17 protein-coding genes are annotated in these 13,685 nt (G+C 64.5%); 11 read left to right on the top strand and 6 right to left on the bottom strand.

The genetic code is table 11. The annotated features are described in order from the left end of the window. Window positions 1–24 precede the first annotated feature (24 nt). The 8 genes from IB235_RS20490 (at window position 25) to IB235_RS20455 (ending at window position 6,358) form a co-directional block, all read left to right on the top strand. Complete coding sequence (locus tag IB235_RS20490) at window positions 25–1,479, top strand: form I ribulose bisphosphate carboxylase large subunit (RefSeq protein WP_370576961.1); 1,455 nt, start codon at window positions 25–27, stop codon at window positions 1,477–1,479. A gap of 13 nt (window positions 1,480–1,492) precedes the next feature. Next, a complete protein-coding gene (locus tag IB235_RS20485) occupies window positions 1,493–1,882 on the top strand; it encodes a ribulose bisphosphate carboxylase small subunit (RefSeq protein WP_192338312.1) in 390 nt (129 codons plus the stop codon). Window positions 1,883–1,953: 71 nt separating this feature from the next. Next, on the top strand, window positions 1,954–2,871 hold the full coding sequence (cbbX, locus tag IB235_RS20480) for a CbbX protein (RefSeq protein WP_192338311.1): 918 nt from the start codon (window positions 1,954–1,956) through the stop codon (window positions 2,869–2,871). Continuing rightward, on the top strand, window positions 2,868–3,560 hold the full coding sequence (rpe, locus tag IB235_RS20475) for a ribulose-phosphate 3-epimerase (protein WP_192338310.1): 693 nt from the start codon (window positions 2,868–2,870) through the stop codon (window positions 3,558–3,560). Before cbbX ends, rpe begins: the two co-directional genes overlap by 4 nt. Window positions 3,561–3,639: 79 nt before the next feature. Continuing rightward, window positions 3,640–4,839, top strand: coding sequence for a 3-deoxy-D-manno-octulosonic acid transferase (locus tag IB235_RS20470; protein ID WP_192338309.1), 1,200 nt, complete (start codon window positions 3,640–3,642; stop codon window positions 4,837–4,839). A 41-nt stretch (window positions 4,840–4,880) separates the two neighbouring features. Next, the gene (locus tag IB235_RS20465) at window positions 4,881–5,297 is read left to right on the top strand and encodes a DUF1178 family protein (protein ID WP_192338308.1); all 417 of its coding nucleotides are present in this window, start codon (window positions 4,881–4,883) and stop codon (window positions 5,295–5,297) included. 103 nt (window positions 5,298–5,400) lie between these two features. Next, window positions 5,401–5,973 carry a cytochrome b gene (locus IB235_RS20460; protein ID WP_192338307.1) on the top strand — a complete coding sequence of 191 codons (573 nt, stop codon included), beginning with the start codon at window positions 5,401–5,403 and terminating at the stop codon, window positions 5,971–5,973. A gap of 70 nt (window positions 5,974–6,043) precedes the next feature. Next, window positions 6,044–6,358 (top strand): DUF2794 domain-containing protein, encoded by a 315-nt coding sequence (locus tag IB235_RS20455; RefSeq protein ID WP_343043173.1) that lies wholly within the window; start codon window positions 6,044–6,046, stop codon window positions 6,356–6,358. Window positions 6,359–6,362: 4 nt separating this feature from the next. Here the strand turns inward: IB235_RS20455 and IB235_RS20450 are convergent, their stop codons facing one another. The 5 genes from IB235_RS20450 to cobA all read right to left on the bottom strand — a co-directional run bounded on the left by IB235_RS20450 (window position 6,363) and on the right by cobA (window position 9,640). Beyond that, a complete protein-coding gene (locus tag IB235_RS20450; RefSeq protein ID WP_192338306.1) occupies window positions 6,363–7,160 on the bottom strand; it encodes a crotonase/enoyl-CoA hydratase family protein in 798 nt (265 codons plus the stop codon). Between the two features lie 3 nt (window positions 7,161–7,163). Continuing rightward, window positions 7,164–8,093 carry an AEC family transporter gene (locus IB235_RS20445; protein ID WP_192338305.1) on the bottom strand — a complete coding sequence of 310 codons (930 nt, stop codon included), beginning with the start codon at window positions 8,091–8,093 and terminating at the stop codon, window positions 7,164–7,166. Continuing rightward, complete coding sequence (locus IB235_RS20440; protein ID WP_192338304.1) at window positions 8,086–8,319, bottom strand: sulfurtransferase TusA family protein; 234 nt, start codon at window positions 8,317–8,319, stop codon at window positions 8,086–8,088. The genes IB235_RS20445 and IB235_RS20440 overlap by 8 nt, the downstream gene beginning before the upstream one ends. Beyond that, a complete protein-coding gene (locus tag IB235_RS20435; RefSeq protein WP_192338303.1) occupies window positions 8,316–8,825 on the bottom strand; it encodes a DUF2478 domain-containing protein in 510 nt (169 codons plus the stop codon). The genes IB235_RS20440 and IB235_RS20435 overlap by 4 nt, the downstream gene beginning before the upstream one ends. 80 nt (window positions 8,826–8,905) lie before the next feature. Continuing rightward, window positions 8,906–9,640 carry a uroporphyrinogen-III C-methyltransferase gene (gene cobA / locus IB235_RS20430; RefSeq protein WP_192338302.1) on the bottom strand — a complete coding sequence of 245 codons (735 nt, stop codon included), beginning with the start codon at window positions 9,638–9,640 and terminating at the stop codon, window positions 8,906–8,908. Between the two features lie 123 nt (window positions 9,641–9,763). On the opposite strand from cobA, the gene IB235_RS20425 reads away from it, so the two are divergent. Genes IB235_RS20425 through plsY form a run of 3 tightly spaced genes read left to right on the top strand, consistent with a single transcriptional unit; the run spans window position 9,764 to window position 12,572 of the window. Then, entirely contained in the window at window positions 9,764–10,723 is a 960-nt protein-coding gene (locus tag IB235_RS20425) for an aspartate carbamoyltransferase catalytic subunit (RefSeq protein WP_155041950.1), read from the top strand. Next, window positions 10,720–11,991, top strand: a complete 1,272-nt coding sequence (gene pyrC / locus IB235_RS20420; RefSeq protein WP_192338301.1) for a dihydroorotase — start codon at window positions 10,720–10,722, stop codon at window positions 11,989–11,991. The genes IB235_RS20425 and pyrC overlap by 4 nt, the downstream gene beginning before the upstream one ends. Beyond that, window positions 11,988–12,572: a glycerol-3-phosphate 1-O-acyltransferase PlsY gene (gene plsY, locus IB235_RS20415; protein ID WP_192338300.1), complete on the top strand. Its 585-nt coding sequence runs from the start codon at window positions 11,988–11,990 to the stop codon at window positions 12,570–12,572. The genes pyrC and plsY overlap by 4 nt, the downstream gene beginning before the upstream one ends. A 60-nt stretch (window positions 12,573–12,632) precedes the next feature. On the opposite strand, the gene IB235_RS20410 is transcribed toward plsY, so the two are convergent. After that, the gene (locus IB235_RS20410; protein WP_192338299.1) at window positions 12,633–13,508 is read right to left on the bottom strand and encodes a 3-hydroxybutyryl-CoA dehydrogenase; all 876 of its coding nucleotides are present in this window, start codon (window positions 13,506–13,508) and stop codon (window positions 12,633–12,635) included. Window positions 13,509–13,685: the final 177 nt, after the last annotated feature.

Below are 13,685 nucleotides of genomic sequence, written 5' to 3'. Positions count from 1 at the left end.
CAGGGAGGAGTTGCGATGAACGAGATGTCCAAGACCGAGATCACCGACGCCAAGAAACGCTATGCGGCGGGGGTGCTGAAATACGCCCAGATGGGCTATTGGGACGGCGATTACGAGCCCAAGGAGACCGATATCCTTGCCTTGTTTCGCATCACCCCGCAGGAGGGCGTGGACCCCATCGAGGCGGCAGCTGCCGTTGCTGGTGAAAGCTCGACTGCGACCTGGACGGTGGTCTGGACCGATCGGCTGACCGCCTGCGACCAGTATCGCGCCAAGGCCTATAAGGTCGAGCCGGTTCCCGGCACGCCGGGGCAGTTTTTCTGCTATGTCGCCTATGACCTGATCCTGTTCGAGGAAGGCTCGATTGCGAACGTGACGGCCTCGATCATCGGGAACGTGTTCAGCTTCAAGCCGCTGAAGGCCGCCCGGCTTGAGGATATGCGCTTCCCCGTTGCCTATATGAAGACCTTCGCCGGTCCGCCCACCGGCATCGTGGTCGAGCGCGAGCGGCTGGACAAGTTCGGCCGTCCGTTGCTGGGGGCGACGACCAAGCCCAAGCTGGGCCTGTCGGGCAAGAACTATGGCCGCGTCGTCTATGAGGGGCTGAAGGGTGGTCTCGACTTCATGAAGGATGACGAGAACATCAACTCGCAGCCCTTCATGCATTGGCGCGACCGCTTCCTTTACTGCATGGAGGCGGTGAACAAGGCTTCTGCGCAGACCGGCGAGATCAAGGGCCATTACCTGAACGTCACCGCCGGCACGATGGAGGAGATGTATCGCCGCGCGGAATTCGCCAAGGAACTCGGCTCGGTCATCATCATGGTCGATCTGATCATCGGCTGGACGGCGACGCAGTCGATATCAAACTGGGCGCGGCAGAATGACATGATCCTGCACATGCACCGGGCCGGGCATGGCACCTATACCCGCCAGAAGAACCACGGCATCAGCTTCCGCGTGATCGCGAAATGGCTGCGCATGGCCGGGGTCGACCACCTGCATTGCGGCACTGCCGTCGGCAAGCTGGAAGGCGATCCGATGACCGTGCAGGGTTACTACAACGTCTGCCGCGAGACCCGGAACGAGGTCGACCTGCCGCGCGGGATCTTCTTCGAACAGGATTGGGCGAACCTGAAAAAGACCCTGCCGGTCGCCTCGGGTGGCATCCATGCCGGGCAGATGCACCAGTTGATCGACCTGTTCGGTGACGACGTGGTCTTGCAATTCGGCGGCGGCACCATCGGGCATCCGATGGGCATTCAGGCTGGCGCAACCGCCAACCGCGTGGCGCTGGAGGCGATGGTTCTGGCCCGCAACGAGGGCGTCGATATCAAGAACGAGGGCCCGGAAGTGCTGCGCAAGGCTGCCAAGTGGTGCAAGCCGCTGGAGGCTGCCTTGGATACCTGGGGCAACATCACCTTCAACTACACGCCCACCGACACCTCGGATTACGTTCCGACCGCATCCGTCAGCTGAGAAGGAGAGAAAGATGCGTATCACTCAGGGCTGCTTTTCCTTTCTGCCCGATCTGACCGACGAGCAGATCCGCGATCAGGTCGAATATATCCTGTCTCGTGAATGGGCGGTCGGGATCGAGTTCACCGACGAGCCTCATCCCCGCAACACCTATTGGGAGATGTGGGGCCATCCGATGTTCGACCTGAAAGACGCAAAGGGCGCGATGATGGAGTTGGACGATTGCCGCAAAGCGCATGGCGACGCCTATATCCGCATCAACGCCTTTGACAGCACCCGTGGCTGGGAGACGGTGATGATGTCCTTTATCGTCAACCGCCCGACACGCGAGCCGAGTTTCCGCAGCTGGCGGCAAGAGGTCGATGGGCGCAGCATCCGCTACACGCATGAGATGGTTGGATGACGTCAAGGGCGGGGGGCTGTCTGCCCCCCGCACCCCCCGAGGGTATTTTCGAAACGGAGAAGGGTTGGGTCATGGACGACGCGGCGCCGGTGATGGTCGATCTGAAGGCGGAGTATGAAAGCTCGGGCGTGCGCGAGATTTTGGATGAGCTGGACCGCGAGCTGATCGGTCTGGCTCCGGTCAAGGAACGCATCCGCGAGACTGCCGCTTTGCTGCTGGTCGACCGGGCGCGGCGGCAGATGGGTCTGGCGCATGAGACGCCGACCTTGCACATGTCCTTCACCGGCAATCCCGGCACCGGAAAAACCACGGTTGCGCTGAAGATGGCGGGGTTGCTGCATCGCCTGGGCTATGTCCGCAAGGGGCATCTGGTCAGCGTGACCCGTGACGATCTGGTCGGGCAATATATCGGCCATACCGCTCCCAAGACCAAGGAAGTGCTGAAGAAGGCGATGGGCGGTGTCCTGTTCATCGACGAGGCCTATTACCTTTATAAGCCCGACAATGAGCGCGATTACGGGCAGGAGGCGATCGAGATCCTGCTGCAAGTGATGGAGAACAATCGCGACGATCTGGTGGTGATCATGGCCGGTTATGCCGACCGGATGGACCGCTTCTTTGCCGCCAATCCGGGGTTTCGCTCGCGCATTGCCCATCACATCGAATTCCCCGATTACAGCGATGAGGAGTTGGAGCGGATCTCGGCCGCGATGCTGGCGGGGCAGGGCTATGTCATGGATGCGGGCGGGCGGGCCGCGATGGCCGAATATGTCCGCCTGCGCCGCGAGCAGCCGCATTTCGCCAATGCGCGCAGCATCCGCAATGCCTTGGACCGGGCGCGGTTACGTCAGGCAAATCGGCTGTTTTCCGGCGCGGGCGTGGTTGACGCGAAAACGCTTTCCACGATAACGGAGGCCGATATTCGTGCGAGCCGCGTCTTTTCCGGCGGGCTCGACATTGACGGCAGCCGCAGGAAGGATTTGCCATGAGCTTCGACCGCAGCATCAAGATCGCCCCCTCGATCCTTTCGGCTGATTTCGCGAATTTCGGGCAGGAAATCCGCGCAGTCGAAGATCAAGGCGCAGATTGGGTCCATGTCGACGTGATGGACGGGCATTTCGTGCCGAACATCACCTTTGGTCCCGCGACCTGCAAGGCGATCCGCCCGCATATCCGGGGCGTGATGGATGTCCACCTGATGATCTCGCCGGTCGATGCCTATATCGACGCTTTCGCGCAATCGGGCGCTGATTTCATCACCGCCCATCTTGAGGCCGGGCCGCATATCCACCGCACTTTGCAGGCGATCCGGGCGACCGGGGCCAAGGCCGGTCTGGCGCTGAATCCCGGCACGCCGGTCGAGGCGGCCAAGGGTCTGCTGGATGATGTCGATCTGGTCTGCATCATGACGGTGAACCCCGGCTTTGGCGGGCAGAAATTCATCCACAGCCAGATCGAGAAGGTCCGCGCCTTGCGTGCCATGATCGGCGACCGTCCCGTCCATATCGAGATCGACGGCGGCGTCGATCCGACCACCGCACCCCTGGTCGCCGAGGCCGGTGCCGATGTGCTGGTCGCAGGTTCCGCCGTGTTCAAGGGCGGCTCGGTGTCGAACAGCACCCCCTACGGCGATAACATCCGCGCCATCCGGGCTGCCGCCGAGGCCGCCTTGCGTTGATCCTGCGGGGACGGGGGTCTAGGATTCCCCTGTTCCAACCGGAGGGCGTGGCCCTGACTGTTCACGAGGGAAACCGGCTTTGATCTGGCGCGGCGCGACAGCCCTTGCGGGTTCCGCCCTGCGCCTTGCTGCGCCGTTTTCGGGGCCGGATCTGCATGAACGTCTGGCTTTGACCGGCCCCGAGGTGATTCCGGGCGGGATCTGGCTGCATGCCGCCAGCGTCGGAGAGCTGAACTCAGCGCAGGTGCTGATCGAGTCGCTGGCGGGCGAACTGCCGCTGACCGTCACCACCAACAGCCGCACCGGCCGGGCCTTGGCGCGCAAGCTGGGCTATGGCGCCGTGCTGGCCCCGCTTGACGTGCCGCAGGTGCTGGAGCGGTTTTTGCATCGGGTCGAGCCCTCGGTTCTGGTCACCGTCGAGAATGAGCTTTGGCCCAACCGTTCGGCGCAGGCCGATGCGCGGGGCGTGGCGCAGGTCGTGGTGGGGGCGCGGATCTCGGCCCGCTCTGCGGCGCGTTGGGCTAAGGTGCCGGGACTGATCCATCCTATGCTGGCGCGACTGTCGGCGCTGTCGGCGCAGGATGCGGGCAGCGAGGAACGGCTGCTGCAACTGGGCCTGCAGCCGCAGGCGGTCTGCGCGCGATTGAACCTGAAGCTGCTGGGTCCGGCGCGGGTTCAGCCGGGACCGGACGGACCGGGGCGGGCGCTGACGGTGCTGGCGGCCTCGACCCATGAGGGCGAGGATGAACTGGTTGTCGACGCCTATCTGGCGGCGCGGCAGGCGGTGCCGGCGTTGCGCCTGATCCTTGCCCCGCGCCATCCCGAGCGCGGCGATGCGGTAGCCGCGATCCTCAAGCAGCGCGGGCTGGATTTCGTGCGGCGCAGCCAAGGCGGCGGTCCCGAAGCAGCGGTCCTGCTGGCCGATACGCTGGGCGAGATGGCTGATTGGTATAGAAGCGCCGGGATCTGCATCACCTGCGGTTCCTATTCCGACCGGGGTGGCCATACACCGTGGGAGCCCGCGGCATGGCGCTGCGCCATTCTGCACGGTCCCGATGTCGCGAACCATGCTGCCGATTACGCCGATCTGGACGCGGCGGGGGCGGCGATGGCTGCCTCCGGACCGGATCTGGCTCAGGCGCTGACCCGGCTTGCCCGCGATCCTGAAACACAGCGCCGCATGGGCAAGCTGGCGCGGGATCAATTGCTTGCGCGGGCCGGTGATCCCGCGCCATTGCTGCGACGGATCATGGATCTGGCGCGCGGCAGGCTTGCATAACCCCGCCCCACACCTGATATCTGTCGGGAAAGGAGCCGACCATGATCCGCTATGACCTGCGCTGCGAAAAAGGCCATCAATTCGATGGTTGGTTCCGCTCGTCCGAGGGGTTTGAGACCCTGAAGAAGGCGGGTCAGGTCGCCTGCACGCATTGTGGTTCGGTCACGGTCGAAAAGGCGCTGATGGCGCCGGGGATCGCGGTATCCGAGGTGAAATCCGACCTGCACAGCCCTCGCAACCCGCAGGAGGCCGCGCTGGACAAGCTGCGCCGCCAGGTCGAGGAAAGCTCGGATTATGTCGGCATGTCCTTTGCCGCCGAGGCCCGCGCCATGCATGAGGGCACCGCCCCGGAACGCGCGATCCATGGCGAGGCCAAGCTTGAGGATGCCCGCAAGCTGCTTGAGGACGGGATACCGGTCGCTCCGCTACCCTTCCGCACGCGCCACGGTGCCAACTGAACGGGCATATCATCGCAAATTGACGTGAGCGCGGCCGCCCTTGCCTGTCGGACAGGGGCGCCAGCACATAATTTGCCTGCATTCCCCAGTTGCAGGAGTGCCGATGCCGACACCACAATCCGAACCGCTGCCGCTTGGCGACACGATACAACGCTATGGGCTCGTCAGCCGCATCCTGCATTGGAGCATGGCGGCACTGCTTTTGTGGCAGTTTCTGGGCATGGGGCTGAAGCTGACGCTGGGGCGCACGCCCTTGGTGTCGTTCTTTACCGGGTCGCACCAGATGGTCGGGACGGTGCTTTTCGTGCTGATCCTGGCGCGCGTGCTCTGGGCCATGGGCAATCGCCGTCATCGGCCTGCGCATGGCGATGGCCTGCTGGGGCTGGCGGCGCGCGCAGGGCATATGGCGCTGTATCTGGTGATGCTGATCGTCCCTGCGGCAGCGATCCTGCGGGCCTATGGCTCGGAGCGGGTCTTTGCGCCTTTCGGGTTCCAGATATTTCCCGCGCAGCAGCCCGAAATCGGCTGGATGGTGGGGATCGGCGACGCGCTGCATGGCGAACTGGGCTGGCTGATGCTGGCGCTGATCGCGGGGCATGTCGTCATGGTCGGCCTGCACCAGGCCATGTGGCGCGATGGCACGCTTCAGCGCATGGCGGGCCGTCCGCGGGGTTGAAGACGTATTTTTCGTTGATCGCCAACGGTTGCGATGTCACCATTCGGTCATGATGAATGCAGCCTTTGGGATGTCCCAGCCGCAAGATCGCGTGGCCTTTGACCGGGCCGAGCTTGGCATGATCCTGTCCGTCTATGGCCGGATGGTCGCTGCGGGCGAATGGCGCGACTATGCCATGTCCTTCCTACGCGAGGTCGCGGTGTTTTCGGTCTTTCGCCGCGCCGCCGAACATCCGCTGTACCGTATCGAAAAGCGCCCCAAGATGCGGGCGGCGCAGGGGCAATATGCGGTGATCGCCATGGACGGGCGTATTCTGAAACGCGGGCATGACCTGGCCAATGTCCTGCGCGTGCTGGAAAAGAAACTGATCCGTCCGGTCGAGTAAGCCGCTATTCCGGCTTGATCTTGACCGCCGTGCCGCGGGCGAATGAATCCAGCCGCCCCTTGGCCGCATCCTGCGTGTTCACGATGCCCGCCACCATCGCCTCGGCATAGGCGGCGTCGAAACCGGACATGTTCTGCATGTGGGAAATGGCCGAGCAGACCGCGAAGTTCGACAAAGGCGTGTTTTGCGCCGCCAATCGGGCCAGCTCATAGGCCTTGGCCTCGCTGTCCGGCACCCGGTATTGCGCAAGGCCGACGCTGACCGCCTCATCCCCAGAGTAAAGGCGTCCGGTCAGCATCATGTCGACCATGCGGGCGCGGCCGATCAGGGCGGGCACGCGGATCGTCGCGCCGCCGCCGGTGAACAGGCCGCGCTGGCCTTCGGGCAGGCCGAAATAGGTCGTCTCATCCATGACGCGGATATGCACGGATGACGCCAGTTCCAGCCCGCCGCCGACGACCGCGCCTTTCAGCGCTGCGATGACCGGCAGACCGGCATATTCGATCTTGTTGAAGGCTTCGTGCCAGCGCAGGCAGATGCGCATGAATTCGGCGGGGCTGCGTTGCTCGCGCCCGTGTTCGACCAGATCCAGTCCGGCGCAGAAATGCGGGCCTGCGGCCTTCAGAACTACGGCGCGCGCCCCGGATGAGGGCAGGGCGGTGAAGACGCCGATCAGCTCCTCGATTGTCTGGGCGTCCAGCGCATTGCGCTTGGCCGGGCGGTTCAGGGTCAGCGTGGCGATGCCCTCGTCGTCGATGTCGAAGAGCAGGTTCTCAAGCCGCAATTCCGAGATGCCCAGCATGGTCTAGCCTTTCGTGATCCAGTGAATGACGGCGGGAAGCGTGGCGATGCTGGCCGCGGTGGAAATCAGGATGGCGGTCGAGACGCGATGCGCGGCCACCCCGAAATATTGCGCCAGTATATAGACATTGCCCGCGACCGGCAGGCTGGCGGCGGTGATCATCACCCCTGCCGAGAAGGGTTCGACATCAAAGATCAGCAGCGCGGCGATGGCCACGGCCAAGGGATGCAGGATCAGCTTGGCAGCACTGAGCCACAGCGCCGGGCCCAGCCGCTCGGCCGAGCGTCCGGCAAGGCTTGCGCCGATCGCGAATAGCGCCCCGGGCGTCGCCGCGGCCCCCAGAAGCGACAGGAATTCGTCCAAGGCAGCGGGCATGGGCAGATGCAGCCGCGCCCAAAGCAGCCCTGCCACCATCGAAACGATCATCGGATTGGCGACAATGCCGCGCGCCAGCGGCCCGATGGTCGCCAGCGTGATCCGCCCCTGCCGCGCCCCGGTGACCAACAGCGTGATCAGGGTCGAGAAGACGACAAGGTCAATCGTCAGCACCATCAGTACCGGCCCGATTGCGCTTTCGCCCAGCAGTACCACCAGCATCGGCACGCCCAGGAAGCCGGTATTGCCGATCATGGCGGTATGGGCCTCCATCGCGGCCTCGGCTAAGGGCAGGCCACGCCAGCGCGCGACAGTCATGGCCAGCGCCCAGACCGCCAGTGAGCCGCCCAGATAGGCCATGACAAAGGCGGGATCGAACAGGCGCTGGACATCGACGCTGGCGGCAAAGCGGAACAGCATCGCCGATAGCGCGAAGTAAAAGACGAATTTTGTCAGCCAGCCGGTTGCTTCCTGCGGAAAGAACCTTGTCCATCCCGCCAGCCAGCCGGTTCCGATCAGCAGGAAAAAGGGCAGGGTCTTCAGGAAGATCTCAAGCATCGGAGCCGCGTTCGACAAGATATTCGGTGGCCCCGTCGGGCAGCGCCGTGCTGGACAGCAGATGATGCCCGGATTCGGCGCAGAAATGCGGGACATCGATCACGGCGGCACGATCGGTGGCGATCAGGGTAACCCGCGTCCCGGGAGGCAATCCCACCAGATGCTTGCGCAGGCGCAGGACCGGCAGGGGGCACAACAGGCCGCGCGCGTCGATGGTCAGGGTCATGCCGGGGACTGCACCCTTGCAAGGCACCACGGGATCAGGTCGCTGGGGACGATCTCCTCGGCCATGTCGCCGGCGAAGGCGCGAAAATCGTCCAGTTGCTCGGTTGGGACCGAGAGCAGCACGGGCACGTCCTGCGCCAGTGCATGGGCGATGAAGTCGCGAAAGCCGCCGCCGAAGGATTCCTGCTTGCCGAACTTGTTGACGATGACCAGATCGACGCCTTGGGCCAGCGCTGCCTCGGCCCGGCCAACGGCTTGGGCAAGCGCGTCGGTATCAAGGCGGCAACCCTCGGAGCAGTTGCCCAGATCCTGCGTGATGCCGATTTCGGGTCCGTCATCGCCAAGGATGCGCAATTCCATGTCGCAGACCTGATCAGGGCCGCGGTCGATGTTCTTCTGGATCGCCCCCGCCAGCCGGAGACCTTGCGCGGCAAGGGCGCGGGCGGTTTCGGCCAGCAGCCTGTCGGCCGAACCGGCAGTGTCGGTGATGGTGACGAAGCCAAGCATCGGCGTTCCCTTTCAAGGTGGCCAGAATAGCCCCGGCTGCGGTGGGCGCAACATTGGGTATTTAAGAAATGGTGAAGCCCTCAGGCCATTTCGGCCAGCGGCCCGTACAGGATCAGCGCCGGATGCGTGCTGGGACCTTCCGCCTTGAGAAGGGCCGCAAGCCCGGTGACGGTGGTGCGCAGCAGCCGTTGATGCGGGTGCCCCACGGCCTCGGCCAGCAGGGCCGGGGTATCGGGCGGCAGGCCATTCGCGACCAGTTGTGCGGCCATGTCGGGGAAGGTGCGCTGCCCCATGAAGACCACCGTCGTCGCATGCGGATCGGCCAAAGCGGCCCAGTTCTGGTCGCCCGGCAAGCCGCCGGTGACATCGGCACCGGTGACGAATTGCAGCCGCCTTGCTGTCAGGCGTCGGGTCAGCGGAATCCCCGCCATCGCCGCTGCCGCCATGGCCGAGGGGACGCCGGGGACGATCTCGAACGGGATGCCTGCGGCGCGAAGGGCGGTGATTTCTTCCTCAAGCCGCCCGAAGACACCCGAGTCGCCGGATTTCAGCCGCACCACATGCCGACCGGCGCTGGCATGTTCGACCAGCAGCGCATTCACGTGCTCTTGCTTGGCCGAGGGGCGACCCGCGCGTTTGCCGACGGCGATGCGCAGGGCCTGCGGTCCGGCCTGATCCAACACCGGACCCGAGGCCAGATCGTCAAACAGCACCACATCCGCGTCCTGCAGGCGGCGGATAGCGCGCAGCGTCAAAAGCTCGGGGTCGCCCGGCCCCGAGGAAACGAAACTGACCATGCCGTTCGGATCGCTCATGTTTCCGCGATGCGGCAAAATCGCCGTCAAGGCAAGGGGGTGGTGCGTGGATGGACAGGCGACTTGCCGCATCGCGCTGCATTTGCCATATAGCGCGCATCCGAGACCCTGGGGATCACATCCATGTTCCGAGCCCGTCATCTTCTGGGGATCGAGCCTCTCGCCCCGGCCGAGATCACCACGCTTCTTGACCTAGCCGAAACCTATGTCGATCTGAACCGCCGCACGGTGAAACATTCCGATGCCTTGGCCGGGATGACCCAGATCAACATGTTCTTCGAGAACTCGACCCGCACCCAGTCCAGCTTCGAACTGGCGGGCAAGCGGTTGGGTGCCGATGTGATGAACATGTCGATGCAGAACAGCTCGGTGAAGAAGGGGGAGACCCTGATCGACACCGCGATGACGCTGAACGCCATGCATCCCGACCTGCTGGTGGTGCGGCATCCGCAATCGGGTGCGGTCGATCTGCTGGCCCAGAAGGTGAATTGCGCCGTCCTGAACGCGGGCGACGGGCGGCATGAACACCCGACGCAGGCGCTGCTGGACGGGCTTACCATCCGCCGCGCCAAGGGGCGGCTGCACCGCCTGACGGTGGCGATCTGCGGCGATATCGCCCATAGCCGCGTCGCGCGATCGAACCTGTTCCTGCTGGGCAAGATGGAGAACCGCTTGCGTCTGGTCGGTCCCGCGACGCTGATGCCCGCCGGTGCCCGCGACTGGGGCTGCGAGGTCTATGAGGACATGCGCGAGGGTCTGAAGGGTGCCGATGTCGTGATGATGCTGCGCCTGCAGCGCGAACGCATGGATGGCGGCTTCATTCCGTCGGAACGCGAATATTACCACCGCTGGGGGCTCGACGCCGAAAAGCTGGCTCTGGCCGCGCCGGATGCGATCGTCATGCATCCCGGCCCGATGAATCGCGGCGTCGAGATCGACGGCACCATTGCCGACGACATCAATCGCAGCGTGATTCAGGATCAGGTCGAGATGGGCGTGGCCGTCCGCATGGCCGCCATGGACCTGCTGGCGCGCAATCTTCGTGCCGAACGTGGCGCCAAAGCCTCGGAGTTGATGGCATGATCCTGCACTTCCAGAATGCCCGCCTGATCGATCCCGAGGCGCAGGCGGTCGAGGAATCGACCCTGACCATCCGTGATGGCCGTATTGATGCGGTGGGTGCCGAGGCCCCCGAAGGGGCCGAAGTGATCGATTGCGGCGGCAAGTATCTGGCCCCCGGTCTGGTCGATTGGGGTGTCAAGATCGGCGAGCCGGGTGAGCGTCACAAGGAAAGCTTCCGCAGTGCCGGACTGGCCGCTGCCGCTGGTGGCGTCACGACCGTGATCGCGCGCCCCGACACGATGCCGCCGATCGACACGCCGGAATCGCTGGAATTCGTCACCCGTCGCGCAGCGGATGCGCCGGTGAACATCCGTCATATGGCCTCGCTCACCCGCGCCCGCGAAGGCCGCGAGATGGTCGAGATGTCCTTCCTGCAAGATGCAGGCGCGGTGGCCTTTACCGATGGCGTGCGCGTCGTTTCCGACACCCGGCTGATGTCGCGCTGCATGACCTATGCGCGGGGCCTTGGCGCGTTGATCGTGGGCCATCCGCAAGAGCCAATGCTGTCCAAAGGGGCGGCGGCGACCAGCGGAAAATTCGCCTCGCTTTACGGTTTGCCCTCGGTCTCGCCCATGGCCGAGGTGATGGGTCTTGACCGCGACCTTGCCTTGGTCGCCATGACCGGCACGCGCTATCATGCCGACCAAATCACCGTCGCGGCCAGCCTTCCGGCGCTCAAGCGCGCGCGCGAGGCGGGACTTGACGTGACCGCCGGGGTCTCGATCCATCACCTGACGCTGAACGAATTCGACGTGGGCGATTACCGGACATTCTTCCGCTTCACCCCGCCCCTGCGGGCCGAGGATGACCGGCTGGCCATGGTCGAGGCGGTTGCCGATGGCGTGATCGATGTCATCGCCAGCTTCCACACCCCGCAGGACGAGGAATCGAAGCGCCTGCCCTTTGCCGAGGCAGCCCCCGGCGCTGTCGGCCTGCAGACCCTGCTGCCGGCCGCGATGCGGCTTTACCATTCCGGCGGGCTTAGCCTGCCGCAGCTGTGGCGGGCGTTGTCACTGAACCCGGCGAAACGGCTGGGGCTGGAGGCCGGACGTCTGGGCACCGGTGCGCCCGCGGATCTGGTTCTGTTCGATCCGAATGCGCCCTTCGTGCTGGACCGCTTCACGCTGCTGTCGAAATCCAAGAACACGCCCTTTGACGGGGCGCGGATGCAGGGCCGGGTGCTGGGCACTTGGGTCGCAGGCACGCGCGTCCACGGAGAAGCGGCATGACCGTCCTCCTTTGGGCCGTCATCGGCTACCTGCTGGGCTCAATCCCATTTGGCATCGTCATTACCCGCGCGCTGGGTCTGGGCGATCTGCGCAAGATCGGCTCGGGCAATATTGGTGCCACCAATGTCCTGCGCACCGGCAACAAACCCGCCGCGCTGGCAACCTTGCTGCTCGATTCCGGCAAGGGCGCGATTGCGGTCCTGTTGGCCCGGGCACTGGCCGGACCCGAGGCCGCGCTGGCCGCAGGCGCTGCCGCCTTCCTTGGCCATCTTTTCCCGGTCTGGCTGGGTTTTAAGGGTGGCAAGGGCGTCGCCACCTTCCTCGGCACGCTGCTCGCGCTGGATTGGCGGCTTGGCCTGACCGCCTGCGGCATCTGGCTGCTGACTGCCTTGATCGGGCGTATTTCGTCGCTGTCGGCGCTGGTCGCAGCGGCGCTGACGCCGTTGGTTGCGCTATGGCTGGACGGGCCGTTGATGGCTGCGGTCACGGCGTTCATGACGGTGCTGATCTTCATCCGCCACCACGCCAACATCACCCGTATCCTTGCCGGAACCGAGCCCCGGATCGGCAAGAAGGGCTGATTTCACCGTTCCGGAAATACCCCGGGGTCCGGGGCAGCGCCCCGGCAGCCCCAGTTGAAATCAGCGCGTCGGCACGGGCTCGGGGCCTGCGTAATCATAGAAACCGCGCCCGGTCTTGCGGCCCAGCCAACCGGCCTCGACATATTTGACCAGCAGCGGGCAGGGGCGATACTTGGTATCGGCCAGCCCGTCATGCAGCACGTTCATGATGGCAAGGCAGGTATCCAGCCCGATGAAATCCGCCAGCTCCAGCGGCCCCATCGGATGGTTGGCGCCCAGCTTCATCGATTCGTCGATGGATTTGACCGAGCCGACGCCCTCATACAGCGTATAGACTGCTTCATTGATCATCGGGATCAGGATGCGGTTGACGATGAAGGCGGGGAAATCCTCGGCGCGGGTCGCGGTCTTGCCGATCTTTTCGACGACAGTGATCAGCGCGCTGAAGGTTTCTTCATTGGTGGCGATGCCGCGGATCAGTTCGACCAGTTGCATGACCGGGACCGGGTTCATGAAATGCACACCCATGAAACGCTCGGGCCGGTCGGTGCGGCTGGCCAGCCGGGTGATCGAGATCGACGAGGTGTTCGAGGCAAGGATGGTTTCGGGCTTCAGATGCGGCAGAAGCTCGGCAAAGATCGCGTGCTTGACGGATTCGCGCTCGGTCGCGGCCTCGATCACCAGATCGCATTGCCCCAGTTCGGCCAGCGTCACCGTCGTGCGGACGCGTCCCAGCGTCGCTTCGCGGTCGGCGGCCGAGATCTTGTCCTTGCTGACCTGACGGTCCAGGTTTTTCCCGATCAGGACCATGGCCTTGTCCAGCGCCTCGGCCGAGATGTCGGTCAGGACCACGTCGTAGCCGGCCAGCGCAAAGACATGGGCGATGCCATTGCCCATTTGCCCGGCGCCGATCACGCCCACTGATTGAATCGTCATGGTTCCATCCCCTTCAACTCCGCCGCGACGATAGGGGCAGAACGCGCTTTCGTTCAATGTAAAAACCGCCCGGCGGCCGGGCGGTTTCGGAACGTCATTTCGGGGGCTCTGCCCTCGATCCCTGCGGGATATTTGCGCAGGAAGGAGGCGTCAGAGCTTCTCGGTCAGCTCGGGAAT

The sequence above is a fragment of the Paracoccus sp. PAR01 genome, from assembly GCF_014851995.1.
GTDB lineage: Bacteria > Pseudomonadota > Alphaproteobacteria > Rhodobacterales > Rhodobacteraceae > Paracoccus > Paracoccus litorisediminis.
The sequence above is the reverse complement of the archived record's forward strand: the minus strand, read 5'-3'. Positions and strand labels throughout refer to the sequence as shown.